The following is a 26398-nucleotide window of genomic DNA, read 5'->3' on the forward strand; positions in this document are numbered from 1 at the left end:
CATGAGCATAAAAGTGGGAATTAATGGTTTTGGCCGGATTGGCCGCCTGGCGCTGCGCGCAGCATTTGACTGGCCTGAACTGGAGTTTGTGCAGATTAACGATCCGGCCGCTGATGCTGCTACCCATGCCCATCTGCTGAATTTTGATTCGGTACATGGTATCTGGCGCCATAATGCCAGTGCCGAGGGCAGTAACATTGTGATCAACGGCAAAACCATTGCTGTTAGTCACAATAAAACCATCAGCGATACCGACTGGTCAGGCTGCGATCTGGTAATTGAAGCGTCGGGCAAAATGAAAACCGTTGCCGCTCTGCAGGATTATTTAGCGCAAGGCGTAAAGCGGGTGGTGGTCAGTGCCCCGGTAAAAGAAGCCGGTGCGTTAAATGTAGTCATGGGTGTTAATCATCAGTTGTATGACAAAACTAAACATCAGATAGTCACTGCGGCCAGCTGCACCACTAACTGCCTGGCGCCGGTGGTCAAAGTTATCCATGAACAACTGGGTATTAAGCATGGTTCAATTACCACCATTCATGACTTAACCAATACCCAGAGCATTATGGACACCCCGCATAAGGATTTACGCCGCGCAAGGGCCTGTGGCAGCAGTTTAATCCCGACCACGACCGGTTCGGCCACGGCTATTGTTGAAATTTTCCCGGAATTAAAAGGCCGTTTAAACGGCCATGCGGTGCGGGTACCGCTGACCAACGCTTCGCTGACTGACTGCGTGTTCGAAGTGGAACGCGAGACCACAGCCGAAGAAGTGAACGCAATGCTCAAAGCGGCAGCAGAAGGTGAACTGAAAGACATTCTCGGTTTTGAGACCCGGCCGCTGGTGTCGGTTGATTACAAAACCGACCCACGCTCCAGCATCATCGATGCGCTGAGCACCATGGTGATTAATGGCACCCAGGTAAAAATATACGCCTGGTACGATAATGAATGGGGCTACGCTAACCGTACCGTCGAGCTGGCGAAAATGGTTGGTTTGCAGGATCAGGTCTGAACATGAGTCTGGCAGCACTCTCCCCCGCGGTACGCCAGTATTTACTGGTAACGGCTAATTACTGGGCATTCACCCTGACCGACGGCGCACTGCGGATGCTGGTGGTGCTGCACTTTTACAGCCTGGGCTACAGTGGCCTGAGCATTGCCATGCTGTTTTTGTTTTATGAAATTTTCGGTGTTATCACCAACCTGATCGGTGGCTGGCTCGGGGCGCGAATTGGTTTAAATAATACCATGAACATTGGCTTGTTTTTGCAAATTGTCGCGCTGTCGATGCTGTTACTCCCTGCAGCCTACTTAGTGGTGCCCTGGGTTATGGCCGCGCAGGCGTTGTCAGGTATCGCCAAAGACTTAAACAAAATGAGTGCTAAAAGCAGCATCAAAACGCTGGTGGCTACAGAGGCGCAGGGCACGTTGTTTAAATGGGTGGCGCTACTGACAGGTTCCAAAAATGCGCTAAAGGGCCTGGGGTTTTTTATCGGCGGCCTGTTGCTCAGTGTCGTGGGCTTTCAGCTGGCCATTCTGGTTATGGCCGGCGCCTTATTACTGGTCTGGATCTTAAGTTTAATCAAACTAAAGCAGGACCTTGGGAAAAGCACTGCCCGGCCTAAATTCAGTGAAATGTTATCGAAAAGCCGGGCCATTAATATTTTATCGGCGGCCCGGATGCTGTTATTTGGTGCCCGCGATGTCTGGTTTGTTATTGCCCTGCCACTTTTTTTAGCCAGCACCCTTGGCTGGGATCACTGGACCGTGGGTGGCTTTCTGGCATTGTGGGTTATTGGCTATGGCGGGGTGCAAAGTATCGTACCGCTGCTGCTGGGCAAAAACACTATCCCGGATGGCAAAACAGTCACATTCTGGGCGTTGTTGCTGTGTGTTATCCCCGGGCTGATTGCCCTGGCCCTTAGCGCCGACTGGCAAATTGAACTTGCGCTGACAGCAGGGTTAATGCTGTTTGGGGTGGTGTTTGCTATTAACTCGGCTGTACACAGCTATTTAATTGTCAGCTATGCCAGAAATGATGGTGTTTCCATGGATGTTGGCTTTTACTATATGGCCAATGCCATGGGCCGGCTACTGGGTACTGTGCTGTCAGGCTGGCTATATCAGACTGCCGGGCTTGCCACCTGCTTGTGGGTCTCATCGGCTATGCTGGTGATCACCGTGGTAGTTTCGGGATTATTGCCAACAATCAAGTCAGCACAATAATAAGTAATAATTAGCTCGCTGCAATTAGCACAACATAAAAAATGCGGCTACAGTAAAGAAACCCGATAAAAATGTAGTATCGACTTTAATGCCGAATAACCCAGAGCTTAGCCAGTCTTTCGTTGTCAATCCTCCGGTCCGGCTTAACAAGCTGCGTACCAAGCGCTTATTACAGATAACCGGTCTGACGCTGTTTGGCCTGGTATTAGCCGTGGCAGTGGCTTCCGGCACAACCAAATGGGTGTTGCTGGCAGGCTGCTGTGCGCTGGGATTAGCCGCTTTGCTGGCTTATCAGCGCCACATTGTTACCGCGACCTATATTTTGTTGTGGGCAATGTGTTTAATGCTGTCAGCGCTGGCTTTTATTTCCGGTGGTATCCGCGACTTAGCCCTGCTGGGCTATCCCGGGGTGCTGGTCTTTGCCGCTATGCTTGGCAACAGCCGGCTGTTTTTCTCGCTAATCAGCTTTATGCTGGTGTTCTGTGGGGTCCTGACCTATCTGGCAACCAGTGGCATCGTTCAGCCGGTTATCCCAACAGTAAGTGCCGCCCACTTCGTATTTATTGGCGCCATTTTACTGGTGACCGGTGGTTGCGTTTATTTACTGTATCGTGACCAGCAGCAACTGATGCATTCATTGCAAAGCGAAAACCACCGCGTCAAACAAAGCCAGGCTCATATAGAACATCTGGCGTTGCATGATCCGCTTACCGGCCTGCCCAACCGGGTATATTGCCAGCAACATTTTCAACGCTTATATGGCAGGTGTCTGGCCAGCTCCGATAAACTGGCAGTGATATTGCTCGATTTGGATAATTTTAAGCCGGTGAATGATTCGCTGGGCCACGCGGCAGGTGATTTACTGTTACAGCAATTAGCCCGCAGACTGGAAAATTTGCTGGGTGAAAACGATGTTCTGTGTCGGTTTGGTGGCGATGAGTTTTTAATGCTGGTACCCGGTTTTGACGATAATGAAGCGCTGGCAGCCAAAGCAACTGCTTTATTACAGCAAACCACTGCACCGTTTTTTATCATGCAGAATCAGATAGAAATCTCAGGATCGGTAGGCATTGCCATTACGCCCGATGATGGCAACGAATTCAGCGAAATATGCAAACATGCTGATATGGCGATGTTTCAGGCCAAAGCAGACGGCCGCAATGTATACCGCTTTTATCATGATGAATTAAACAAAGCCAGTATCGATAAATTCAACCTGCTACAACTTATGCGCAAAGCATTAAAAAATAGCGAATTTCAGTTATATTTTCAGCCGAAATTGCGGCTGGGCGATCAGCAGATAATTGGCGCCGAAGCCTTACTGCGCTGGCCACAGGCCGATGGCAGCATGATTGCGCCGGACGAGTTTATTCCGCTGGCAGAAAGCAGTGGTTTAATAGTGGAAATTGGCGAGTGGGTATTGCAGCAAGCGTGCCTGGCCTGCAGTCGCTGGCAGCAGCAGGGGTATGATTTAACCATCGCCGTTAATTTATCTTTTGTCCAGTTCCGGGATGGCAGACTGGAGCAACAGGTACAGCAGGCCCTCAGTGCCGCGGCCCTGCCGGCTCATAGTCTGGAACTGGAATTAACTGAGTCTTTGCTGATCGGTGAAGGGGACAATATTGCCCGGCAACTGACGGCTTTGCATCAACTGGGGATCCGCTTTTCGATTGATGATTTTGGTACTGGTTACTCGAATCTGGGTTACTTGCGCCGCTTCAATGCCAGCCGGCTGAAAATTGATAAATCCTTTATTTTGTCACTATGCCTATCCGAGCGGGATGAGCCACTGGTAAGGGCGATTATTCAGATGAGTAAAAGTCTTGGCCTGAAAACCGTAGCTGAAGGGATTGAAGACAGTGCGACTGCGGCGCAACTGGCGTTACTGGGCTGTGATGAAGGTCAGGGTTTTTATTGGGCCAGACCGCTGCCAGAAACTGACTTTCTCGGTTATGTCAGTGCTGAGTTAATGAATGAAGCCGGCAAATAAAACCTGATCCCACCTTGTAACGTATAGCCTGCTTTAGCCTTTATCTGAATGAACTTATATTTATGTCTGACGCCTCAAAAGGTCTTATTATTATCACCGGAGCTGGCCAGCGGGTGGGCCTGCATTGCGCTATGGCATTGCAGCAACAGGGCTATCAGCTGCTGGTAACTTACCGCAAAATGACTGCCGGTATTACCGCTCTGCAACAAGCCGGTGCTCACTGTATTGTCGCTGACTTAACCCAGCTTGATAGCATGGCAGCTTTTATTGACGCTTTAGCACCCTACCCGGCTATCCGGGCGGTTATTCACAATGCCTCCAGCTGGCAGGCAGATTTACCCCGCGCACCGGCCGGCAGCGGCCAATCGTTGTCAGCGCAATTACAGCATGACGCCGCAGTATTTGATGCGATGCAGCATATTCACGCCCGGGCGCCCTATTTACTGAACCGCGCTTTACTGCCTAAGTTGCTTGCCAGTAGCGATGGCGCCGATATTATTCACTTAACAGACTTTGTTGCCAGCGTTGGCAGCAGCAAACATCAGGCTTATGCTGCTTCAAAGGCCGCGCTTGAAAATCTGACATTGTCGCTGGCGCGGCAGTTAGCTCCGAAAGTTAAAGTGAATGCCATAGCACCAGCATTGGTAATGTTTAACGAGGATGACGATGCCGTTTATCGCCAGAAAGCGCTGGCAAAATCATTAATGGCGGTAGCGCCGGGGCCCGATGAAGTACTACAGACTATTTTATATTTACTGCACAGTAACTACATCACCGGCCGGATACTGCCACTGGACGGCGGCAGACATTTAAAACTGCCTTAAACAGCGTTATCGTGAACTAAAGAAAAAAACGGCCTGCTGGCCGTTTTTTATTACTGACGTTTGTTATTACTGAATATGTTACGCCGCGATTTTTTTTACCCAGGCCGCGCACCAGCCTTCACTGGCGACCAACTTGCCCGGGAAAATAGCACAAGGCCGCCATTCCTGGCCGGCTTCCCCCTGCACCAGATTGCAGTTAGCGCATTTTTGTCCTTCTACTTCCGATTTATGGGTGTAGCGCATCGCTGCCGCCAACGGGTCATCCAGCTTCAGCTGCTCTGCTGCCAGCGCACTTAAACTGATGCCGCCGGCAGTCAGACCGATAATGGTTCCGGCAGATACTTTGAAAAACGTGCGACGATTGAAGTTGCTCATAGCTTACTCTCCTGCATTTAGTAATTATTATAATACTGGCAAACTGGCCTGGCGGTTTTGACGGACATCAACAAATTAGTATAAAAAACAGCCTAGACTTTAGTCTCAGCCGCTCCGGTAATACTTTACCGCTTCCCTATTTATGCCATATTAAGCCTAATAATAGTGCATATTCCGGAGTTAATATGTTGCTGTGGTTAGTTAATCTTGGACTTTTAGTTGTGCTGCTGGCTGGATACTGGTTAAGCAGTGCCAGCATGGTAAGCAGTGCTCTGCTGGTTATATTGCTACTAGGCTATTTCTGCTGGCTGCACTACAACCGGAACCGGCCTGCGTTAGCCTCTGCCCTGCCTGATACCAGGCAACCTGAGCTCGATATCAGCAGAATCGAAGTATCTGCTTCAAAGCTGGCAATCGGTTCAGCCGAAGTGTCTTTTTTTATCGATAGTCTGAACAGTGAAATTAAACTCAGCGCGACAACCAGTAGCCAGATTGCTCAGAATAGCAGTGAACTGAGTCAAACCAGCAGCCAGCTGAATGATAGCTTGCAAACCCTGAATAAGAGTATTCAGCAAACCGCCAGCGCCTGTCAGCAAGCCGATGTACAACTGGGCAGCAGCGTCAGCGGCCTGCAGCAACTGGCCAGTTCAGTCAGTCACTCTGCAGCTGAATTAGAGCAACTGCGCAGCTCTGCCGATAATATTCAACGGATAACTGAGGTTATCAACAATGTCGCCGATCAAACCAACCTGCTTGCCTTGAATGCAGCGATTGAGGCCGCGCGGGCTGGTGAACAGGGCCGAGGGTTTGCCGTTGTCGCAGAAGAAGTGCGGGCGCTTGCCAGCAAAACCTCTGGTGCTACTGCTGACATTGCAAAAATGCTGGCAGAGATCCGTCAGCAAAGTGGCCAGACTGCCGATCAGATGAGCTTACTGGTAACAAAAAGTGGTGAAGTTCAGCAGCAGCTGCAGCAGGTTACTACTGGGTTCAGCCTTATCAATAGTGAAATTAATCTGGCTGCTGAAGCCAGCAGCCAACTGGAAAATGCCGGTAGCATGCTGGAACGAACCAGTGCATCGATAACGCAGGCGATAAGCAGTATCAGTGGCACTTTGAACGAAATAGAGCAGAAAAGCAGCGGCATTGCCAATCAGGCTATTGATTTATCTATGGAAACCGAAAGCATATACCGGGAACTCAGCCAGCTGGAGCACCAGAGCTTTTACCGCCCGCTGCTGCAGGAAGCACAACAAGCGGCTGTGGCAATTGCTGCTCTGCTGCAGCAAGGGATTAGCAATGGCAAGTATACTGAGCAACAACTGTTTGCCAAAGAGTATCAGCCCATCGCTCATACAAATCCGCCAAAATTTCATACCGCTTACGATAGCTATACCGACCAGGTTTTCCCTCAGATTCAGGAGCCCATTCTCAGCCGGCACAGCGAGGTGCTCTACGCAGGTGCAGTTGATCGCAAAGGTTATTTCCCCACCCACAATAAAAAGTTCTGCCAGCCGCTCAGCGGTGACTATAATAAAGACCTGCTGGCCAATCGTAATAAACGCATTTTTGCTGACCGTACCGGCAGTCGTTGTGGCAGCAATACTGAAGCGATGTTATTGCAAACCTATAAGCGGGATACTGGCGAAATCCTGCATGACTTATCTGTACCCATTTTTGTTAACGGTAAACATTGGGGTGGCTTCAGGATTGGCTTTAAACGCTGAGGCCTTAATAATAAGGACTGATAATAATGAACTGGTATCGCCCGTTTCTTCTGCTTGCCTGCCTGATAAGCCTGCTCGGTTGTACTGCTGCCACCTTTGTGCAGCCCTATGATGAACAGTTATTAACCGGTAGCGAGCAGTTTTATCGTAAAGCGGCGACTATTATTGAGCATAGCAGAATGCAAAGCCCGGTCAGCCGGCCGACGACCGAAGAGCGCAGTCATCCTGGTCATATCGCCAATATGGAAAACCTGTATGCAGAGCTGTTAATTGATGCCAATATTCTGCTGTTACGGGCAATGGCAAATAGCGGCCAGGTTGATGCCAGCGGCCAGCGCATACAAAGCAAAATCAGCCAGTATATCGACAGTGCCTTGCCGTCAAACTGCGACAACAGCGCTGATGATATCCGGGCTGAATTCAGTTCGCTGACGGTAAGAAACTTTATTGATTTAAAGTGCCTGATTGTTATCTGGCAAGCGCAGCACCAGGCGGCACCTGGCAACGTTCTGACCCAGGCCGACTGGTCACGCCGCCATGTCTCCCTTCTTCGCTTTATTATGGCGGTGCAACAGGCAGAAATCGCAAAACTGCGCCAGACCGGGCGCTAACGGAGCCATCATGACCGTCCTGAACGATACCGATATTGGTGATGTGCTGGCTGAGGCCCTTACCAGCGCCAGACAAGCCGCCCAAGACAGCTGGCCGGCGGTAAGTGAACTGGCAGACAATATCGCCCGCAGCATTTTAATCGATATTGAGTATGTCGCCCGCCAGAAGCTACTGGGCCAGATAGACGAGTACGGTGCCAAAATATTTCTGGAAGACCAGCGGATGGTCGCCAGAGCGCGCCTGCGCTCCCTGGCGATTGTCACCTTGCAACTTGCTGAAAATATTATTAACGCTATGCTGCGGGTCTTTAACGCTGCGGCACAGAAAGCGTTGGGCTGGGTACTGTTTCCGGTTAGTCCTGTGTAGGGGCCTGCAACGCTATCCGCAGCAAATAATGTGTAGCCGTTATAAACAAAGCATAACCGGGTAAGCCAACCGTCCATTTACCTGCGGCAGCGGCTTTGCTAGCATGTAACCTTCTGACCCTGAAGTGAAAACCATGCACGACAACCTTGTTACCACCTGGTATTTACAGTATCAGGGCCCGATGCTCACCCTGCCAAGCTTACCGGCAGATTGCCTGTTAATGGAGGCAACCATCCCCAGCCCGGAGTTAAGCCAGTTCTTATTCACTGCGGTTGGCAATCACTGGCGTTGGTTCAGCCGGCTTAGTTGGGACTATCAGCAATGGTTAAACTATCTGAGTAAGCCGGCAGTTCGTATCTGGGTGCTGTATAAGAGCGGCACCCCAGCCGGTTTTATTGAGTTGAATTTTCATGCTGACGCTGAGCAGGAGCCCAGTGTTGAATTAATGTTTTTTGGGTTGCTGCCTGCTTTCACCAGTAAGGGTCTGGGGCCGCTACTGCTGCACTCTGCTATTGCCCTGGGCCAGCAATGGCTAACCGGCGCTGTAAATACTATTGCTGACACAGCTACCAAGCCAAAGATTTGGGTACACACCTGTTCAGATGATCATCCGGCGGCTCTGGCCACTTACCAGAAAGCGGGTTTTGTCATTTACCATACCTGCCACGATGCAGATGCCGATGCCCCGGAAAACTATGCTGAGGCAGCACTGTGCCGCAATTATATTCACTCCCGTCTGGCATATTTTAAAAACCGCTGACAGTTACCTTGTCAACTACAGCGGTTGGCGGCTGGTCTTATCCTTGCATATTCTCTTGTTAAAGTAAGTTCGCAGCTAAATCTGCAGACAGGAGAAACTATGAAAGTTGAATCATTCCGCGATCTACTCGACTGGACCTCAGGCTACCATCAGCATTTGTCGAACTGTTTCGCTGACAGTGCCCGGGCTCAGTCAGACAAGCGCTCCCAGCTGCTGCTGAATTATCTGGCTGATAAGGAAATGGACCTGGCAACCCGGGTTCGTGGCTTTAAGGATGTGGGCGAGGATAAAGCGCTCAACACCTGGTGTACCGCGCATATTGATAAACACCCGCTGATGGTAGAAGCGGTTTGCGATGACGCTTATACCACGATGGATACCAACGAAATTATCACCGAAGTGGAAAAGCAGCACGAGCTGATTACTCTGCTCTATCATAATTTAATGGAGCGAAGTCATCCGCCAAAAATGCAGGAACTGCTGGGTGAAGTGCACGATCTTGAAAAGGAACTGGCTCAGCAAATGATGCACGGGGCCAACCGGCTGGAAGATATTTAGCTTAGCGGGCCTAACCGGTAAGTTTTACAGTCAAACCTGTAAAACTTTGCCGGCTGCTGCCTTTTTTACAACCAGAAACTGAAGGAGACCGAATATGAACGACATTAAACCTCTTGCAGGAAAAAAAGTGGCAATTTTAGCCACCAATGGTTTTGAACAAAGTGAATTAACTTCGCCGCGTGATGCATTGCTTAACGCAGGAGCCGAAGTGGATATCATCTCGCAACGCGGCGGCGAGATCACAGGCTGGTCAGGTAAAAACTGGGCTGACGAAGTTAAGGTTGATAAAACCCTCGATGAAGTAAAAGCCGAGTATTACGATGGTTTGGTGTTGCCGGGCGGTCTGATTAACCCTGATACCTTGCGCCAGGATAAAAATGCGATCAACTTTATTCAGGGCTTTTTCAGCGACAATGCCAATAAACCGGTAGCCGCTATCTGTCATGGTCCCTGGTTGCTGGCAGAAGCCGGCGTCTTAAAAGGTCGTAAGGTTACCTCTTACAGCAGTATCAGTACCGATTTAAAAAATGCCGGTGCTGACTGGGTCGATGAGCCGGTAGTGGTGGATAACGGTCTGGTAACCAGTCGCAACCCCGATGACTTGCCGGCGTTTAATAAAAAAGTATTGGAGGAAATACGCGAAGGCCGCCATCACGCTTAGCTGCTTCGCTATCATTTCCTGACTATAAATTAAGCACCAAAGTTTTGTAACCGGGCTTTGGTGCTTAACCGGTGAAAAGATCAAACTGGCAGCGGAATAAATTCCTGCTCATCGCCCGGCACCTTCGGGAAGCGGCCCTGCTGCCAGTCCAGTTTGGCCTGCTCTATCCGTTGCTTTTGACTGGACGCAAAATTCCATTCCATATAGCGCTTGCTAATGGTTTCCCCTCCAATCAAAGCAATCCGGCTCGGTGCGGTAGCGGTAATCACAACCCCTTCGGCCGGTTTCAATACCGCCAGCTGTTGTGCTTTCAGCTGGCTATCCTGCAGGTTAAGCTCACCTGATAGCAGATAAAGCCCGCGCTCTGGTGCCACAGGTAGGCACAGGCTTTGTCCCGGTAGCAACTCGGCTTCCAGATACAACGTCTGATAAAAGGTTTTCACTGGTGATTCAAGGCCATAAGCAGTACCAATTAAAACCCGCACCGGCACATCATCTACCAGAGCGGCAGGTATCGCACTCGCAGGGTAGTGATAAAACGCCGGCTCGGTTTCTTCATCGGCTTCTGGCAATGCCATCCACAGCTGCAAACCATGCAACCGGTGTAACCTGCCCGTGACCTCGGGCCGTTCGCGCTCAGAGTGGACAATGCCTTTGCCGGCGACCATCAGATTAATATCACCTGGCGTGATTGGCTGATAACTTCCTAAAGAATCACGGTGCAGAATTTCTCCCTCGAACAAATAGGTAACCGTCGCCAGATTAATATGCGGGTGTGGCCGCACATTTACCCCATTACCGGCTGCAAATTCGGCCGGCCCCATCTCATCGAAAAAAATCCAGGGGCCAATGCTGCGCTGTTGCCGCACCGGGAAGCTGCGCCGCACGGTAAATCCGCCTAAATCATGCGGCCGGGGCTCAATAATCTGCGCGATAGCTGCACAGCCCTGCTCGACTTCACATTCAGCTTCCGGATTTTTACTGGTAATACTCATCCTGTCCTCTCTCTGTAATCAGCGGCGCTGCCACATGGGATAAGTAAAGCAGTGCGCAGCGGCAAAGTAAATCACAGAAAGGCTTGCTGGCCAGTCATTCCGGCTTTGCAAATCAGCTGTTTCATTTATAATCAGTTGAAGTACTGCTGCTTTGTATGACTTAATGTAGTATAAATTCCAGAATGAAAAGTAAAGAGGCTTTGTTGAGCCCGATTAAACCCCGCCATTCACTGGTACGTAAACTGACCCGGCAAAACCTCACTGTTTTGCTGGGCAGTATGCTGATTACCTTCACCCTGATCGCAATAATGCTGTGGCTGACTGCCCGTGAGCGCCAGGGCAGTGCGGCAGAGCTTGCCGCTATTCAGCTGGCAAATAATGTATCTGCCATGCTGGTGTTTAATGACCCCGATGCCGCCGAACATGAACTGGAATTACTTGCCAAAAGCCGCGATCTCAAAGGTGTGGCACTGTATAGTGCTGACGGAGAGTTATTCGCCGCTTTAGCAGATGTACCCACCCTACCCTGGCAACCATTGCCTGCTTCAACTCAACCGGTAAGGCGTTATCAGGGGCTGGAAATTGCCCTGATCGTGCCGGTAATGGTTCGGGATAACATTGAAGGTGTACTGTATGTCCGCGAGAGTTTGCATCAGTTAATGAACTGGTTCCTGCGGGGCTTATTTATGATTTCAGCATTGATGATTGTTATTTACTGGTTTGCCGCCAGATTGTTAATTTCGCTGCAACGCAAAGCGCTCTCACCTTTAATTGACTTGTCGGCTCTGGCAGAGAAAGTCGCCAGCGAACGGAATTTTTCGTTAAGAGCCTCAGTGGTCGACAATGATGAAATCGGCAGCTTAACCCAACGCTTCAATGAGTTACTGAAGCGGGCAGAAATCTGGCAGGCAGAGCTAAGCAACAAATTGCAACAACAGGCAGCCCGGGGAGATGAGCTGGAACATCTTGCAATGAAAGACAGCCTGACCCAGCTGCCGAACCGGCATAGCTTCACTGAGCTGTTAAACCAGATGGTCCTGGAGAGTATTAACAGTAATATGATGTCGGCGCTGATGTTTATCGATGTCGATAATTTTAAATTTGTGAATGATAACTTCGGCCATGATGCCGGCGATGAAGTGCTGATAGAGATAAGCGACCGGATCCAGGCTGCAATCCGGGCTGACGATACCTTATGTCGGCTGGGGGGTGACGAGTTCGCCCTGTTGCTGCCCAAACAAGTAACACCGCAACTTACCGAACAAGTGTGTAAGAGGTTATTACACAAGATCAACCAACCCATTTGGGTGAAAAACAAACAAATGCCGGTAACATTAAGTATCGGCGTGGCATTGTGTCCGCAGCACAGCAACAGTGCAGCGACATTACTACAGCTGGCAGACGAGGCCATGTATCAGGCAAAAAGGGCGGGGAAAAATGGTTATCAGATATACAGTGCTGATTAAAGCGCTGCTGCTGTGCCTGAGCAGCACACAGCTGCAGGCGCAACAGGTTCCAACCCTGGAAGAACTGCTGCAGCAGCCTACTGCAACCGATCCGACTCTGATTGAGGTATCGACCTCAGCGCGCCATGCCCAGAGTGCCGGCAAGTCGGCCCAGGTTACTCATATTGTTACCGATCAGGATATCAGACGGTTCAGCCTGAGGAACCTGATTGAAATACTAAGCTTCTTCCCTGGGTTATACATTAGCTCTGACACCAGCTACGGCTATCTGAGCGCCCGCGGCATAGGCCGGCCCGGCGACTACAACTCGCGAATCCTGCTGCTGGTTGATGGCACCAGAGTAAACGACAATATTTATGATGCCGGCATGATCGGCAACAATTTCTATATTGATCCGCAACTGATTGACCGGGTGGAATACAGCCCGGGCAGCGGTTCAGCGCTCTATGGCAATAATGCCTTTTTGGGCGTGGTAAATGTGATAACAAAACGGGGCAATAAGCTGCAGGGAGGTCAGTTAGCCCTGGCAGCCAATCAGCGCGATCAACTTGACCTGTCGCTCTCTTACGGCCTTCGCCATGCAAGTGGCCATGAGGGTTGGGTCTCGCTAAGCCGCAGTCAGCAAGACGATATCGTTTTTGCTGATATCAATGCCCCTGAGCCGGTGATATCGCAACAGACACTGAACAATGATGTTAACCATAAACTGGCTGCCAGCTATCGCTATCGCCGGCTGCAATTACAAATGGCCGGGGTATCCAGAACCCGACAGGAACCCGTATCACTGGTAGAAGATCCCAGTCGCAGTGATCTCTTTAAAATAGACAACCGCAATTATTTTATTTCATTGCAGCACGGTTACAGCCTGAACGATCAGGCTGAGTTGTATACTCATTTATCAACCAATGGCTTTGATCTGACCACTTTCACGCCGTTTATCTTTCCAACCGGGGAAATTCGCCGTTACCATTTTGATGTTACCGGCAGATGGACCAACCTTGATTTACGCTTAAGTTATACGCCTGAACCGTCTCACCATTTGCTGTTCGGTGTTGATGGCCAGCATGATCAGCATCAGAGTTATCAGTTCAGTATTGACGATGTTATCCCGGTGCTTGGCGCCAGTAGCAATAACAACCGAATTGGGTTTTATCTGCAGCACAACTGGCAACTTTCTGAAAATCATAAATTGATCAGCGGTTTTCGTTACGATTATACCGAGCAGAATGTGCGGGAATTCAGCCCTAAGCTCGGTTGGATATGGCAGCTGTCTAACTGGCAAAGTATCAGGCTCAGTTATGGTACGGCTTTTCGCGCGCCCAATGAATATGAGCAGAAAAGTAATTTATATAACGAGTTACCTGTCCCTGAGTCTGAGTTAATCAGCACGCTGGAAGCAAACTGGCAGGCTCAGTTTGATCGGGGCTGGTCTGCCAGTGCCACGGTTTATCATTCACGGGTTCGCAATCTGATAACCGGCAACTTTGCTGAAAGTGCCATCGTCCAGTTTTTTAATGACCGCTCTGTTGAGGCCTATGGCCTTGAAACCACAGCCGGCAAAACCTGGCAAACGGGTGCAACACTGCAACTTTCGGCCAGCATTCAGCGCGCCCGTTATAAAAATGATCAGGCCGGATTAACCAACTCGCCGGAACATCTGTTTAAAACACAGTACAGCCAACCGCTCTGGCGGGAGGATCTACATCTTAACTGGCACATGTTTGCGACATCAGCCCGAACCAGCCGTCTCGGGCAAATGCCCGGTTATGCCCGGCATGATCTGCTGTTATCCTGGCAGTACAACCCAAAGTTGCATATCGTGCTGGGCCTGAAAAATGTCTTTGATAAAGCCTACGTTGACGCGCCGCTGCCGTCAGCCGCTACGCTGCGGCAGCCCGGACGCACGGCAGAGTTATCAGTTAACTGGAATTTCTTCTGATGAGCAGGTTGCTGGTGGTGCTTATCATTGCAGCCGGTGCTTGCCTGATCTCGCCTGCCCGCGCCCAGCCGGCCCAGGCAACGTTAAAAGCAGCCTTGTTGTACCGGTTTGTCCAGTATAGTGAATGGTCAGATAATCCACCGGCGCAGCAGCACTATTGCATCGCCCAGGATACCGGGGTATTTAATTCGCTAACAGAGATACTGGCGAAACAGGCGCAGGTTTCGCTGTTAACGGCGGCCGATCAGGCAACAGAATGCACCGTATTATATTTAACTGCAGAACTTGCCTCCAAACCCGAATGGTCGCAGTTGCTGCAAGCCTCCGACCGCCTCACTGTGGTAGAAGGAGCCGAGTTATTTCGCCAGGGGGCGATGTTTGGTTTAATTGCTGAACCCCATCGGATTTCGTTCCGGGTTAACCTGACCTTAGCCCGGGAAAAAGGCTTTCATCTCAGCGCGCAGATGCTGAAACTGGCCAAGGAAATCCATTAACCAACTCAGACAATTTTTTGTTTCCTTTGTCGCGACAAAGTCTGTTAATGTCAGCTAAGCTCATTGCTAAAATCAAAGGACCGGCTTAAGAAATGGAATTTTTTAAAGAACTGCTTAATGGCGACTTTATGCCGCATGGCCATTGTTTACTGTGGCGAACCGACTTATTAATCCTGCATGTTGGTGGTGATCTGCTGACATTTATTGCCTATATGCTTATTCCTGTTGCCCTGATCCGGCTGGTCCGGGCCAGAGATGACCTGCGTTTTGACTGGATGTTTCTGATGTTCGCCGGCTTTATTTTTTTCTGTGGCGCCACCCACTTACTGGGCATCATTAACGTGTGGCACGGTTACTATTATATTCACGGTATTATTAAGTCGACTACCGGCCTTATCTCTATTGCCACCGCCATTTTGCTCTGGTATTTGCTGCCACAAGCTATCAGTCTGCCCAGTAAGCGCACTATGCAGGCGAAAATTGCCGAACTGACCCGGGCCGAGCAACAACTGGCAGAGTCTAACCAACGGCTGGAAACCGAAGTACGAAAACGGACAGCTCAACTGGAAAAAATGGCGACCACAGACGAGCTGACCGGCATTATTAACCGCCGTGAAACAATGCGGGTACTGGATATAGAAATATCCCGGGCTACCCGCCAGCACGCGCCGCTTAGTATTATGATGCTGGATCTGGACAACTTTAAAGTTATTAATGACACCTTTGGCCACCAGAGGGGTGATCAAACGCTGAAAGTTGCCGCAGAGTGTTGTCAGCAACAACTTAGAAAAACCGATTATGTCGGCAGAATTGGCGGTGAAGAGTTTCTGATTATTCTGCCTGATACCGCAATCGACAGCGCTGGCGAGCTGGCCGAGCGGATCCGGATTTCGCTGCAGCAATATACCACAGCCCATAACACGATTCCGGTCTGCACCGCCAGTATCGGGGTGGCGCAATGCCGGAAAACAGACACCTCTGCCAGCCTGATCCAACATGCGGATGATGCACTTTATAAAGCAAAAATGGCCGGGCGCAACAGGGTACGCCAGGCTCCGGTCTGACAGCGTTACAGCAGCCACTCGTTGGAGCAACAAATGCTGCCAAGCCATTAGCGCATAGCAGGGCAACTGCAACCCTCGGCTTAAGATGGTAAACTCAGCTTATCAGTCAGTATCCGGTATTAGTGATGCGCATAGTGTGGTTGTTTTTTATGTTAACGTGGCAGGCCGTTGCCGCACCGCAAACTCTGCAGGTAGCCGTTAATATTGGCCCGCCCTGGGCGTATTATCAGGAGGGCGAAGGCGTAACAGGTATTGATGTTGAAATTATCCGCCATATTTTTAGCGGGATGGGCTACAACACCGAATTTCACCTGTTAGGTTATAACCGGTTAATTAAAGAGTTTAATGAAGGCAAATATGATGTCGCCAGCCCCGCGGCTTTTCCCCCTGAACATGGCCACTTAACCCAAGCCTATCTGCCGTTTAAAGACGTCGCGGTATCATTAAAAAGCGCCAATCTGATAATTAATACGATTGCCGACTTAACAGATAAAAACATTATTGCTTATCAGTTTGCCCGTATTGTACTGGGCGAGAAGTTTGCTAATACAGTGCAGGATGCAAATTATCTGGAAGTGGCTGAGCGGGAACTGCAGTTAAAATTGCTGGTAAATCACCGTACCGATGTGGTGATTGGCGAGCGCAGATTGCTGACCTACATAATCCAGCAACGCTTCCCGCTTCAGCAGCTGGCTATCCATCCTATATTTGAGACCAAATCCTATGGCGCCATTGTTAAAGATCCGCAACTGCAGCAACAGTTCGACAAACAGCTCAGCAAGCTGAAAGCATCGGGTGACTACGACAAAATACTCAGTAAATGGCCATAAGCGACTTTCAACCAGCAAGCCATCGCTTGTCTCTGCTTTCCCCCCTTACCTTTGGCCGGGGTTATCCCGCCTGTTCAGAGGTGCCTGAATCTTTTTTACTCAGTTTGCTTTTCAGTTTTAACTGCAATACCGCCAGCGCCGGCAGTAACAGCAGCAGAATAGTGGTGGCAAACAGGATGCCTATGCCCAGTGATACGGCAGTCGGTTTGAGAAAGGTTGCCTGGACACTGGGCTCCAGAATAATCGGGGTAACACCTAAAAAGGTGGTCAGGGAGGTCAGGACGATAGCCCGGAAACGTTGCAAAGTGGCGTTAAGCACGGCTTGTTCAATATCCTGACCTTTTTCCCGAAAACGGTTAATAAACTCCATCAGCAGCAGACTGTCGTTAATCACCACCCCGGACAGGCCTATCAGGCCAAACAACGATAGTAATGTTAAATCCAGCCCAAGCATAAAATGGCCCAGCACAGCACCTGTCAGGCCAAACGGAATAATCGCCATAATCACCAGCGGCTGGCTGTAGCTGGAAAACACCAGCGCCAGCAGCGCATAAACCATAAACAGCGACAACAGAAAATTCCGGGCCATCGACGGCTTAACCCGTTCCTGCTCAGCCTGATCACCGCCAACTGTTACCTGAACCTCCGGATACTGGCTGCTGATTGCGGACCATTTTTGCTCCAGAATTTGCCGGGTTATCTTACTGCCGGTGGCGATCCGGTTATCAACGTCGGCTTTTAGTGCGGTAACCGACTGGCCGTTTAAGCGGTTCAGCCGGGACGGCGCCGGTGCAATATGGATATCGGCAACCTCAGCAACCGGAATAAAGCTGCCATTAACCAGAATACGACGTTGTAGCAGGTCCTCCAGCTTACCGCGCTCCTGGGCGGACAACCTGACCCTGACTTCAATCTCTTCCCTGTCCCGGGCAATCCGGGTGGCGACCGCACCATAATAGGAGGCCCTGATTTCCTGTGCCAGCTGTCTTAGCGTCAGGCCATAAACCAGAGCTTCGGGCTTAAGCCGGATTTGTACTTCATCAGTGGTGTCAAACCTGTCATCGCGCACATCCAACACGCCGGGTGTATCCTCAAGCGCCTGGCGCAGCTTAGCAACAACCTGTTCGCGCTGCCCGGCATTTGCCGAGCGCACTTCCAGCTGCACGGCGGCGCCGGCCGACACCAGACTGGAGGTAAAGGTCAGCTTTCTGGCGCCCGGCACTGCACCGGTTATCTCTCGCCAGGTACGTTCAAAATCGACAGCACCAAACTGGCGGGTCGCAGCATCTTCTATTTTGACACTAACATAAGCCAAATTTGACGCGGCACTGACCTCAGCATCAGCCGCTGATGGGCCACCACCGACGGTTTTACCCCGGGTGGCCAGGATGCCCTGAATGACATTACCATCCGGAGCCTTTGCCGATGCGTTAAATTGGCGGGCGCTTTGTCTGGCGCTGTTAATCAGGGTTTCAATCACCTGGCGGGTTTGTGTTTCCGAGGTCTGGTTAGACAGCTCTACCGAGGCGGTAACATAGTTCCCCTCCACTTCCGGGAAAAAGATAAACTTTACCGCGCCGCTGATAAACAGCCCGGCGATTAAAAACAGCATGGCAATAAACAGCCCCACGGTCAGCAGTGGATGATGAATCGCGCAGCCTACGGCGGCTTTGACCGGACCGTTTCGCAGCTTATCCATGCCGGTTGAGGCCTTTTTGCGTAAAAATTCACTCAGATGTCGCGGCGACCAGCGTCCCGGCGGGTCCATATTAAGATGAGACAGATGTTTAGGCAGAATATAAAAGGCCTCGACTAACGATAGCAGCAGCACGAAAATAACAATAGCGGCAATAGGCCCCAGAAACTGGCCATACAGGCTGGGAATAAACAGCAGCGGAATAAACACGGCGATAGTTGTCAGAATAGAAACCAGCACCGGCGTCGCTACCCCTACCACCCCTTTGGCGGCGGCTTCGCGCCCGGATAAGCCATCTTCAAGCTTGCTGTAGACATTCTCGCCGACCACAATCGCATCGTCCACCACAATGCCGATAACCAGAATAAAGCCAAATATCGACATCATATTAATGCTGTACCCAAACAACTGAACCAGCGAAAAACTACCAACAAACGCCACTACCAGCCCGGCAGCAACCCACAGTGCCAGCCTGACTTCCAGAAACAGCATTAATAACAGCACCACCAGCACCAGGCCGATTGCGGCATTTTTAGTCAGTAAACTGATCCGGCTGCGCAAATTATCAGACTCATCGCGCCAGATTTCAGCCTGCATGTCTGCTGGCAATGACGGTACAAACTGCTGGTTAAAGACGGTTTTGGCGTTGGTAACCAAATCCAGGATTTGTTCCTGACCCACCCGGTAGGCACTGATAACTATGGCCGGCTGATTATTGTAAAAACCGGCCAGTGGCGAGTCGGTAAGAGTATCGTCAATGCTGGCGATATCCTGCAGATACAGCAGGGCACCATTGTCGCCCGTGCCAACCACCAGCGATTTAAACTGCTCCGCAGTCAGCCGCTCGCCAATGCTTCTGACCAGCAGCCGCCGCTCGGGGCCTTCAATTTCGCCGGCGGATAAATCAAGCGACTGGGCAGCAATCCGCCGGGCAATTCCGGTTAGCGATAAACCATGGCGGCGTAAGGTATCTTCGGTGATTTGAATATCCAGCAAATAATCCGCAGTCGCTTCCAGCCTGACGTCGGAAATGCCGTCAGCATCCGCCAGCATAGTGCGCAGTCGCTGGGCTTGTTGTTTCAGTTGAAAGCCACTGGTATCGCCAAACAGCACAAACTGGATGGCTAACTCATCGTTTTCGGCCACCACGACCCGTGGCTCTTCTGCATCTTCGGGAAACACCCGGATCTGATCAATCTGATTTTTAATATCATTCAGGCGTTTGATCTTGTCTTCACCGGCATAGAGTTCAATAACTACGCTGCCGATATTCTGCGATGCCACCGAGCGGACCCGCCTTACACCCTGCTGGCCTTCAATTTTCTGCTCAATAGGCTTGATAATAACTTCTTCCACTTCCGCTGGCGTCGCACCCGGATACGGCACGGTAACGGAGATCGTTTCCAGATCAAGGGTAGGAAACAGCTTAACCGTCAGCTCAGTTAACGACACCAGCCCGGCAAGCAGCAGAAATATTGCCAGCAGATTAGCAAATACCCGGTTATGGCTGGCTTTTTCTAATAAAAACACCGATCAGTCTTCCCTGGTTCTGACTTTAAGGCCGGTTGCTTCGTTAACCAGTGATGTCAGCAGTAACCTGGCATCCAGCAGACGGGTGTCTTCGGTGATCAGCACCTCCTGTTGCTGATAAGCCACTGGCGTAACTTCAATTTTCTGCAGTTTATTATCTTTATCAAGCAGATAAACATGGCTGTTTTGTCTGACGCTGGCTGCCGGCACCCGCATTAGTGGCTGCCCGGCCCGGGCGGCAAAATGAACCTGAACATACTCACCGACGGTAAGCGCAGCGCCCGCTTTATTGGCTGGCTGGCTGAGCAGCACGGTATGGCTGATAGTGCGGGACGTGCGATCCAAAAGCGGGCTGACTGAGCGCAAACTGGCGTTGAGTGTCAGTTGCTTATCGCTGGCAACAACGGTAATGGCGGTGTCGCTTTTGGCATCAAGCCGTCTGGCTACCGCAGCGCTCTGTTCCGGTGTCAGGCCGGCTTCCACTTCCAGTTGATTGGCGCTTATCAGCGTCAGTGCGGGCTGAGCTGGTGAAAAATAGGCACCGACACTGACATTTTCACTCGCAATCAGTGCAGCAAAAGGGGCAGTAATAACGGTATCGGCTAACGCCTCTTCTGCCAGTTGCACCGCTGCCCGCGCTTTTTTCAGCCTGGCTTCAGCCGTGGTCAGTGCCAGCCGACTGTCATCCAGTCTGGCCTGCGCCGCAAGGTCGCGCTGAAAAAGCGACTGAATGCGCTGCAAATCATCGCTGGCTGTTGTCCGGGCCACCTCGGCATTGTCCAGTTCAGCCTGCGCTTGCAACAGCTGCGCCTGATAATCAGTTTGCTCCAGCCGGAACAACTCTTCGCCCTGCTCAAAATATTGGCCCACTTCCAGCTGTGCAGACTTAGTAGCGACAACCCCGGCCACTTCAGTCACCAGGCTCACCTGCTCCGGTGCGCGGACAAAACCATTAACGACTATCGTATAATCCTCGCCGTGAGGCGTTGCCGTAGCGGTTTCGACCAGCGGCAGCGGTGCTGATTCAGCCTGTGGTGGCGGTTTATCGCAGGCGGTTAACCAAGCCAGTGTAACGATAAAAGCGAGATACCGGCTTACTGAACTGAGGTTGCAGTGTTTGTTCACGGGCAGACTAAGCATTTGACAGAGCTGTACCTTTATCAGCGTTATAAGGTTCAGTAGAAACTGTAGCAGATGAGCCGGATTCAACAAATTTTAAGCCAGCTGCAGTACGTCAATACAATCATCGGGGACTGGCGCAACGAGCCAATAAACAAATACCGTAACGCTGGGTTCAGCTGAAAATCTGGTTAAAGCCGCGGATCCCCTGCTCGAGGGTGACGGTTAAATTATCTGTGCTATCGCGTTCGACAAAAGCATGCTGTAAGCCTGCCAGGGTCGCAGATGCCGTTACAGCTGCAAAATCAATCACCCCTTTGCCAAGGTCGGCAAAGTTGCCGTCAGCCGCCATATCTTTTAAATGCCATAGCGGGAAACGGCCAGGATGACGCTGAAACAGTGCCGCTACATCTACCAGCATTTTCGCTGCCCAGTAAAAATCGATTTCCATTTTCACTAATCTGGCATCGGTCTGGCTCAGCAAGATGTCATAAGGGCGGGTATGGTCAATCAAAGCAAACTCAAAATCATGGTGATGATACGCCAGGGTTATTCCTGCAGTCTGACAGTGCTCGCCCACCTGATTTAGCTGCTGTGCCAACTTCTGGTAACCGGCTAACCCATTACTGCGCTCAGTTTCTGTCAGATACGGCATAACCAGATAACGATGCCCCAGGGTTTGCGCTTCATCTAATACCCGGTTTGTGTCGTGCAGCAGTGGCTGTAACATGACATGTCCGGCCGGAGCCGACAGCCCCAGCTCATTCAGCCAGCTTGCTATTTGTGCCGGCGGCCGGCCAAATAACCCGGCAAATTCCAGCTGCTGATAACCCAGGCCGGCCAGCAGTTGCAACGTACCCCTGATATCTTGCGCCATTAAGCTTCTGACCGTATACAGCTGAATTCCGGGTTGAATACCGCCACTGGCAAAAGCCATTTTGCCGGCAAGTAGCGGGCTTAATAGTAAGCCGCTGCCGGCCAGCAGTTTAAGAAAATGGCGCCGGGCATTTTCGCCGCTGCCTGCCATCGACGGTGCAAAATTAATTTTCATTATATTGCCCCTGAATTTGGCATCTTGCAGCGTTTAATTATGTTAGGTTGAATGATTTGTGTATATCAACTTAAAACGCCACGATTTATAACCCGGTGAAGTTTAAGTAGCTCACAGACTAAAGCCTGACAGCTGTAAACCCAGCACTAAATGGGCCCAGGCGAAACTCAGCTGCTGAACCTGCTGACATTGGGGTGGCTGCCAGTTATAGCTGATGCAATATTGCATCAGTTGCGCCGGTGCATCTTGTCGAACACCAATGGCGCCTAAAAAAGTCAGGTTGCGTAAAGCCAGCGTTTCAAAAGCATATTTCGTGTCACCAAACCAGGTCATGCCGACCCACGCCTTGCGGTTAACCACTAAACCATCAAAACGCTGAAAAGGTGTCAGATAACTCCACTGCGGATCGGCAGCCCACTGGGTATCGTCATATTGCTGGCTGATCCAGGTTTCAAATTGCACCGATAAATTCTGGGCCTGCATCACCGAATCGGTCTCCTCCAGCATCACGTACATCCAGATCGGTAATCCTGCCTGGCTGAACGGTAACGTCACCTGCCATGGCTCGCCTGCTCGGGGTTTGAGAACCGACTCTGCTGGCACCACCAGGGTGGCGCCGGTATTTACGTCCTGATAAATGTCATACTGAAAGGCCAGCGGATTAAACATGGCGAAAGCGTTTGCCAGCTGGTTAAGCCCCAGCTGATCATCGGCAGAGCCCATCAGCTGAGCCAGATTACGGGTACGCACTTTAATCAGTCTTACTTCGCCGAACTGCACTTCCTGGCCCATTTGCGCTTCCAGTTCCGCGGCGAAAAGTTCACTGGTGCCCTTGCTGCCCGGCAGCTGGCGCTGGGTACTCTGGCCAAGCCTGATCAACTGCGCCGCCGGGATCCCCCAGCTTATATTTAACGCACCTTCTTCCAGGCCGCCATTGCCAATCGCGACCACCACGCCTTTGCTATCGAATATGGGGGCGCCGGATAAGCCCGGTAGCAGGCTTTCACTGCCAAGTTTAATCACCTCAAGCCCGGGATCCGGATAGCCATTTTGCCGCAGTTTAGCCAAGACCTTTGTCGACACGTTATCTTGCAGCCTCCGGCCACCATAACGCTGTTTAAACGAAAAGCTATTGATCTCTGGCGTATTCAGCGGATAGCCCAGAGCGTGGATCTCATCCTCTATGGTGGGCAGCTGATGACTGGAGCGAAGTGGCTTAACCTGCGGCGCATCCTTAATCTTAAGCAGCACCAGATCAGCGTCTTTCAGCACCCGTTCGACACTGGCGCTGCGGCTGACCCTTGGCTCAACATAATCGACAATGATCTGGCTACTGCCATCGACCACATGTAAGGACGTTACAATCAAATCTGCAGACTGCCAGACAAAACCGGTCGCTGCATGTCCGGTATCTGCGGTGCGCACTTTAACCACCGACGGTCTGACCCGATCGAAAGTTTGCTGCAGCTGGGCCAACGCCGCCGCCGATACCATTAGCAGACAACCGATAACAAGTCTGAGCTTCATGGGGCCTCCACACTGCAGGCCAGTAGCCAGCTGGCTGCCAGCAATGACCGGGCTCGTTCGGGGGTAAGAGTGATGGCAATAGCGGCCACGTCTGCCCACGCTCCCTGCTGCAGCTGCCAGGCATTTAATATCTCAGCGTTATCGGTAAATACATCGGGTGCAAGGTCGCGGCAGGTTTCGGCATCAGCCACATACAACACCGATGCCTTGCCCTTTAGTACTTGCGGATCAACTTGCAGATCGCCCGGTTTCACGCCGAGTTGCCGGTAGGCGACCAACTCACCGGCCTCCCGCTCACTAAAACCAATGGCGGTCCAGAGGCGATGTTGCTCCATAGCGGAAGGCGCCAGCGCATCATGAGTACGCACCATTAATGCCGCTATGACCGACAGTGTCGAAAATATCCCAAAAGCGCCAATACGCCAGGGCCGCGCCCCGATTTTTTCACTGGCCGATACCAGCCCCAGGGCAGCAGCAAGTATCGCAACAATACCGACCACCACATCAGCAACCACCTCATTTGCCGATAGGCCCACCAACACACCGAGCAAAACACCAATGCCTGCGCCACAGAACAGATCTGCTGCAACAGATGGTGAGCCTTGATTTGCCATGGGCATTTGCCCTGTAAAGATGTCAGAGGATGAAAGAAATATAGCAAGCCACAGCTGGATTGCCAGCTAATGAAAATTTTCAGGAACAGGGATTGGTCAGACAAAAGCATTGGTGCCTAGGGTCGGACTCGAACCGACACGGAGTTTCCCCCGGCGGATTTTGAATCCGCTGCGTCTACCGATTTCGCCACCCAGGCACTGAGGGATATTTTGAGGTAAACGCCTGCATTATACGGCGCTGCTTAAGCTTGGCAAGTGCTTTTATGACACTTTGTTTTAATTGGCTTTTAATTGCACAAATATCCAGCAGTGACGAAAAACGCGCCGGCCGGGATCGTAAAAAAGTATGGTCGTGTTAAACTTGCCGAAGTTTTGCAACAGGATGCTGTTATGCTTGCCAATGCCCCCCGTGCCGGTTTTGCCCGCCGTTTAGCGGCCATAATTTACGATATTCTGGTGTTAGCGGCCCTGCTAATGCTCTCTGCCGGTATTGCGATGCTGCTGGTGCAACTGCTGGCATGGGCCGGACTGGTTAACCTGAGCGGTTACACTGATATTGCGGATTACTTAAATACCGGGCTGCGCCGCTGGCTGTACTTCAGCTACCTGGTGGCGGTGATATTAAGCTTTTATGTGTATTTCTGGTGTAAAGCCGGCCAGACCCTGGGTATGCGGGCCTGGCGAATAGTCGTGGTTAAGCAAAATGGCTTGCCGCTTAGCCCGCTGCAGGCGCTGGCCCGGGCCTTGCTGGCGTTATTCGGCTTAGGAAACGTCTGGCTGTGGCTACGCTGGGGTAAAGGCCTGGCATTGCAGGACCAGCTTACCGCCAGCCAGATGGTGGTGATAAGTAAAGAGCACAGTAAAAGCCTGAATGTGCACAAAACGGCCGGCTAACTCACGCTGGACGACTACACCTTTTTGCGCATCAGATACACGGCCAGTGCCATAAACAATAAGCTGGGTAGCATAGCGCCGGCCAGCGGTGGTAACTGATACACCAGTGCCAGCGGGCCGAACAGCTCATTGCTCATAAAAAAACCAAAGCCGGTGAGAATACCGAGCAGCACCCTGGCCGCCATCGTTACACTGCGCAGCGGCCCGAAAATAAAACTCAGCGCCAGCAATAACATTGCAGCGACCGACAGTGGCTGCAGTACTTTGCGCCAGAAGGCCAGCTCATAGCGGCTGGCTTCCTGATCATTTTGCTCCAGATAATCGACATACTGCGCTAAGCCGGTCAGTGACAACATTTCAGGTTTAATGGTCACTACGCCCAGTTTGTCGGGGCTTAAACTGGAGCGCCACTGCTGCTCTGCCTCGTTGTTCTGGATCACCCGCTCTGGGGTAAAGGTGAGCTCGGTGACATTCTCCAGCCGCCAGCTGTTGTTGCGATATACTGCACTGCTGGCGCTGATAACCGTTTCCAGCTGCAAATCCTTGGCAAATTTATAAATGGTCAGGCCGGTTAAATTACCGACGTCATCAACTTCTTTAATATTAACGAAACTATCGCCATCTTTGGCCCAGACACCCTGACGAGCAGCGAACAGGTTACCGTCGGAAATTGCTTTAATTCTGAGCTCGCGGGCCGCGCGGTCGCTGACCGGTGCACCCCACTCGGCTACCGCCATCACCACCAGCACCATAACAATCGCAGATTTCATCACCGAGTTAATAATATTTAAGCGCGACAAACCGGCCGCCTGCATTACCACCAGCTCACTGCTGCTGGCCAGCATACCCATACCGATTAAACCGCCGATTAATGCTGCCATTGGGAAAAACAGCACCACATCACCCGGCATGCTGTACAGAGTAAACAAGGCAGCATGCACCATGTCATAGTAGCCGCGGCCGATAGAACGCATCTGATCAATAAACCGGAACAGCGCCGACAGTACAATAAGGACGCTCAGGGTAAGCGCAGAGGTGGCCAGAATAGTGCGGCCTATGTATAAATCGAGAATTTTCAGCATA

The 26398-nt window shown here is 51.2% G+C and carries 24 protein-coding genes and 1 tRNA gene; 16 read left to right on the forward strand and 9 right to left on the reverse strand.

What is annotated here, in order from left to right; genetic code table 11:
- The first annotated feature begins 1 nt into the window (after position 1).
- The 4 genes from R3187_RS03990 to folM all read left to right on the forward strand — a co-directional run bounded on the left by R3187_RS03990 (position 2) and on the right by folM (position 5040).
- Positions 2 to 1012 carry an ArsJ-associated glyceraldehyde-3-phosphate dehydrogenase gene (locus R3187_RS03990; RefSeq protein ID WP_318965410.1) on the forward strand — a complete coding sequence of 337 codons (1011 nt, stop codon included), beginning with the start codon at positions 2 to 4 and terminating at the stop codon, positions 1010 to 1012.
- Positions 1013 to 1014: 2 nt separating this feature from the next.
- Positions 1015 to 2226, forward strand: coding sequence for an organoarsenical effux MFS transporter ArsJ (gene arsJ, locus R3187_RS03995; protein ID WP_318965411.1), 1212 nt, complete (start codon positions 1015 to 1017; stop codon positions 2224 to 2226).
- A gap of 88 nt (positions 2227 to 2314) precedes the next feature.
- Complete coding sequence (locus R3187_RS04000) at positions 2315 to 4216, forward strand: putative bifunctional diguanylate cyclase/phosphodiesterase (RefSeq protein ID WP_318965412.1); 1902 nt, start codon at positions 2315 to 2317, stop codon at positions 4214 to 4216.
- A 62-nt stretch (positions 4217 to 4278) separates the two neighbouring features.
- Complete coding sequence (gene folM / locus R3187_RS04005; protein WP_318965413.1) at positions 4279 to 5040, forward strand: dihydromonapterin reductase; 762 nt, start codon at positions 4279 to 4281, stop codon at positions 5038 to 5040.
- Between the two features lie 78 nt (positions 5041 to 5118).
- Here folM and R3187_RS04010 read toward each other — a convergent pair whose 3' ends face one another.
- Positions 5119 to 5415 carry a high-potential iron-sulfur protein gene (locus tag R3187_RS04010; protein WP_318965414.1) on the reverse strand — a complete coding sequence of 99 codons (297 nt, stop codon included), beginning with the start codon at positions 5413 to 5415 and terminating at the stop codon, positions 5119 to 5121.
- A gap of 185 nt (positions 5416 to 5600) precedes the next feature.
- On the opposite strand from R3187_RS04010, the gene R3187_RS04015 reads away from it, so the two are divergent.
- The 6 genes from R3187_RS04015 (at position 5601) to R3187_RS04040 (ending at position 10096) form a co-directional block, all read left to right on the forward strand.
- The gene (locus R3187_RS04015) at positions 5601 to 7139 is read left to right on the forward strand and encodes a methyl-accepting chemotaxis protein (protein ID WP_318965415.1); all 1539 of its coding nucleotides are present in this window, start codon (positions 5601 to 5603) and stop codon (positions 7137 to 7139) included.
- A gap of 26 nt (positions 7140 to 7165) precedes the next feature.
- Positions 7166 to 7750: a hypothetical protein gene (locus R3187_RS04020; protein ID WP_318965416.1), complete on the forward strand. Its 585-nt coding sequence runs from the start codon at positions 7166 to 7168 to the stop codon at positions 7748 to 7750.
- Positions 7751 to 7760: 10 nt separating this feature from the next.
- On the forward strand, positions 7761 to 8117 hold the full coding sequence (locus R3187_RS04025; RefSeq protein WP_318965417.1) for a hypothetical protein: 357 nt from the start codon (positions 7761 to 7763) through the stop codon (positions 8115 to 8117).
- A gap of 133 nt (positions 8118 to 8250) precedes the next feature.
- The gene (locus R3187_RS04030; protein WP_318965418.1) at positions 8251 to 8877 is read left to right on the forward strand and encodes a GNAT family N-acetyltransferase; all 627 of its coding nucleotides are present in this window, start codon (positions 8251 to 8253) and stop codon (positions 8875 to 8877) included.
- Between the two features lie 99 nt (positions 8878 to 8976).
- On the forward strand, positions 8977 to 9435 hold the full coding sequence (locus R3187_RS04035; protein ID WP_318965419.1) for a hypothetical protein: 459 nt from the start codon (positions 8977 to 8979) through the stop codon (positions 9433 to 9435).
- A gap of 94 nt (positions 9436 to 9529) precedes the next feature.
- Entirely contained in the window at positions 9530 to 10096 is a 567-nt protein-coding gene (locus tag R3187_RS04040; protein WP_318965420.1) for a type 1 glutamine amidotransferase domain-containing protein, read from the forward strand.
- A gap of 80 nt (positions 10097 to 10176) precedes the next feature.
- On the opposite strand, the gene R3187_RS04045 is transcribed toward R3187_RS04040, so the two are convergent.
- On the reverse strand, positions 10177 to 11091 hold the full coding sequence (locus tag R3187_RS04045) for a pirin family protein (RefSeq protein WP_318965421.1): 915 nt from the start codon (positions 11089 to 11091) through the stop codon (positions 10177 to 10179).
- Positions 11092 to 11294: 203 nt separating this feature from the next.
- On the opposite strand from R3187_RS04045, the gene R3187_RS04050 reads away from it, so the two are divergent.
- The 5 genes from R3187_RS04050 (at position 11295) to R3187_RS04070 (ending at position 16884) form a co-directional block, all read left to right on the forward strand.
- Positions 11295 to 12557, forward strand: a complete 1263-nt coding sequence (locus R3187_RS04050) for a diguanylate cyclase domain-containing protein (protein ID WP_318965422.1) — start codon at positions 11295 to 11297, stop codon at positions 12555 to 12557.
- Positions 12529 to 14496, forward strand: coding sequence for a TonB-dependent receptor (locus R3187_RS04055; protein ID WP_318965423.1), 1968 nt, complete (start codon positions 12529 to 12531; stop codon positions 14494 to 14496). The genes R3187_RS04050 and R3187_RS04055 overlap by 29 nt, the downstream gene beginning before the upstream one ends.
- Positions 14496 to 14990 (forward strand): YfiR family protein, encoded by a 495-nt coding sequence (locus R3187_RS04060; protein ID WP_318965424.1) that lies wholly within the window; start codon positions 14496 to 14498, stop codon positions 14988 to 14990. The genes R3187_RS04055 and R3187_RS04060 overlap by 1 nt, the downstream gene beginning before the upstream one ends.
- A 92-nt stretch (positions 14991 to 15082) precedes the next feature.
- Positions 15083 to 16054, forward strand: coding sequence for a GGDEF domain-containing protein (locus R3187_RS04065; protein WP_318965425.1), 972 nt, complete (start codon positions 15083 to 15085; stop codon positions 16052 to 16054).
- Positions 16055 to 16203: 149 nt separating this feature from the next.
- Positions 16204 to 16884: a substrate-binding periplasmic protein gene (locus tag R3187_RS04070; protein ID WP_318965426.1), complete on the forward strand. Its 681-nt coding sequence runs from the start codon at positions 16204 to 16206 to the stop codon at positions 16882 to 16884.
- 61 nt (positions 16885 to 16945) lie between these two features.
- Here the strand turns inward: R3187_RS04070 and R3187_RS04075 are convergent, their stop codons facing one another.
- The 6 genes from R3187_RS04075 to R3187_RS04100 all read right to left on the reverse strand — a co-directional run bounded on the left by R3187_RS04075 (position 16946) and on the right by R3187_RS04100 (position 24618).
- Positions 16946 to 20110: an efflux RND transporter permease subunit gene (locus R3187_RS04075; protein WP_318965427.1), complete on the reverse strand. Its 3165-nt coding sequence runs from the start codon at positions 20108 to 20110 to the stop codon at positions 16946 to 16948.
- A gap of 3 nt (positions 20111 to 20113) precedes the next feature.
- Positions 20114 to 21250, reverse strand: a complete 1137-nt coding sequence (locus R3187_RS04080) for an efflux RND transporter periplasmic adaptor subunit (protein ID WP_318965428.1) — start codon at positions 21248 to 21250, stop codon at positions 20114 to 20116.
- A gap of 154 nt (positions 21251 to 21404) precedes the next feature.
- Entirely contained in the window at positions 21405 to 22280 is an 876-nt protein-coding gene (locus R3187_RS04085) for a sugar phosphate isomerase/epimerase (RefSeq protein WP_318965429.1), read from the reverse strand.
- Positions 22281 to 22391: 111 nt separating this feature from the next.
- A complete protein-coding gene (locus R3187_RS04090; protein WP_318965430.1) occupies positions 22392 to 23807 on the reverse strand; it encodes a serine protease in 1416 nt (471 codons plus the stop codon).
- Complete coding sequence (locus R3187_RS04095) at positions 23804 to 24421, reverse strand: hypothetical protein (protein WP_318965431.1); 618 nt, start codon at positions 24419 to 24421, stop codon at positions 23804 to 23806. Before R3187_RS04095 ends, R3187_RS04090 begins: the two co-directional genes overlap by 4 nt.
- Before the next feature lie 110 nt (positions 24422 to 24531).
- Positions 24532 to 24618: transfer RNA gene (locus R3187_RS04100), tRNA-Leu, on the reverse strand.
- Between the two features lie 193 nt (positions 24619 to 24811).
- Between R3187_RS04100 and R3187_RS04105 the strand changes: the two genes are divergently transcribed.
- Entirely contained in the window at positions 24812 to 25315 is a 504-nt protein-coding gene (locus tag R3187_RS04105) for an RDD family protein (protein ID WP_318965432.1), read from the forward strand.
- A gap of 14 nt (positions 25316 to 25329) precedes the next feature.
- Here the strand turns inward: R3187_RS04105 and lptG are convergent, their stop codons facing one another.
- Positions 25330 to 26397: an LPS export ABC transporter permease LptG gene (gene lptG / locus R3187_RS04110; protein WP_318965433.1), complete on the reverse strand. Its 1068-nt coding sequence runs from the start codon at positions 26395 to 26397 to the stop codon at positions 25330 to 25332.
- Between the last annotated feature and the right edge of the window lies 1 nt (position 26398).

Origin of the sequence: Arsukibacterium sp. (genome assembly GCF_033721375.1) — a bacterium.
Lineage (GTDB): Bacteria > Pseudomonadota > Gammaproteobacteria > Enterobacterales > Alteromonadaceae > Alishewanella.

Bases quoted from the DNA above. Each gene is read 5' to 3' on its own strand.
- R3187_RS04010 (WP_318965414.1), bottom strand. From the start codon at position 5,415: ATGAGCAACTTCAATCGTCGCACGTTTTTCAAAGTATCTGCCGGAACC.
- R3187_RS04055 (WP_318965423.1), top strand. From the start codon at position 12,529: ATGGTTATCAGATATACAGTGCTGATTAAAGCGCTGCTGCTGTGCCTG.
- R3187_RS04030 (WP_318965418.1), top strand. From the start codon at position 8,251: ATGCACGACAACCTTGTTACCACCTGGTATTTACAGTATCAGGGCCCG.
- R3187_RS04015 (WP_318965415.1), top strand. From the start codon at position 5,601: ATGTTGCTGTGGTTAGTTAATCTTGGACTTTTAGTTGTGCTGCTGGCT.
- R3187_RS04035 (WP_318965419.1), top strand. From the start codon at position 8,977: ATGAAAGTTGAATCATTCCGCGATCTACTCGACTGGACCTCAGGCTAC.
- R3187_RS04105 (WP_318965432.1), top strand. From the start codon at position 24,812: ATGCTTGCCAATGCCCCCCGTGCCGGTTTTGCCCGCCGTTTAGCGGCC.
- folM (WP_318965413.1), top strand. From the start codon at position 4,279: ATGTCTGACGCCTCAAAAGGTCTTATTATTATCACCGGAGCTGGCCAG.
- R3187_RS04080 (WP_318965428.1), bottom strand. From the start codon at position 21,250: ATGCTTAGTCTGCCCGTGAACAAACACTGCAACCTCAGTTCAGTAAGC.
- R3187_RS04020 (WP_318965416.1), top strand. From the start codon at position 7,166: ATGAACTGGTATCGCCCGTTTCTTCTGCTTGCCTGCCTGATAAGCCTG.
- R3187_RS04045 (WP_318965421.1), bottom strand. From the start codon at position 11,091: ATGAGTATTACCAGTAAAAATCCGGAAGCTGAATGTGAAGTCGAGCAG.
- R3187_RS04090 (WP_318965430.1), bottom strand. From the start codon at position 23,807: ATGAAGCTCAGACTTGTTATCGGTTGTCTGCTAATGGTATCGGCGGCG.
- R3187_RS04085 (WP_318965429.1), bottom strand. From the start codon at position 22,280: ATGAAAATTAATTTTGCACCGTCGATGGCAGGCAGCGGCGAAAATGCC.
- R3187_RS04000 (WP_318965412.1), top strand. From the start codon at position 2,315: ATGCCGAATAACCCAGAGCTTAGCCAGTCTTTCGTTGTCAATCCTCCG.
- R3187_RS04095 (WP_318965431.1), bottom strand. From the start codon at position 24,421: ATGGCAAATCAAGGCTCACCATCTGTTGCAGCAGATCTGTTCTGTGGC.
- arsJ (WP_318965411.1), top strand. From the start codon at position 1,015: ATGAGTCTGGCAGCACTCTCCCCCGCGGTACGCCAGTATTTACTGGTA.
- R3187_RS04065 (WP_318965425.1), top strand. From the start codon at position 15,083: ATGGAATTTTTTAAAGAACTGCTTAATGGCGACTTTATGCCGCATGGC.
- lptG (WP_318965433.1), bottom strand. From the start codon at position 26,397: ATGCTGAAAATTCTCGATTTATACATAGGCCGCACTATTCTGGCCACC.
- R3187_RS04040 (WP_318965420.1), top strand. From the start codon at position 9,530: ATGAACGACATTAAACCTCTTGCAGGAAAAAAAGTGGCAATTTTAGCC.
- R3187_RS04025 (WP_318965417.1), top strand. From the start codon at position 7,761: ATGACCGTCCTGAACGATACCGATATTGGTGATGTGCTGGCTGAGGCC.
- R3187_RS04060 (WP_318965424.1), top strand. From the start codon at position 14,496: ATGAGCAGGTTGCTGGTGGTGCTTATCATTGCAGCCGGTGCTTGCCTG.
- R3187_RS03990 (WP_318965410.1), top strand. From the start codon at position 2: ATGAGCATAAAAGTGGGAATTAATGGTTTTGGCCGGATTGGCCGCCTG.
- R3187_RS04070 (WP_318965426.1), top strand. From the start codon at position 16,204: ATGTTAACGTGGCAGGCCGTTGCCGCACCGCAAACTCTGCAGGTAGCC.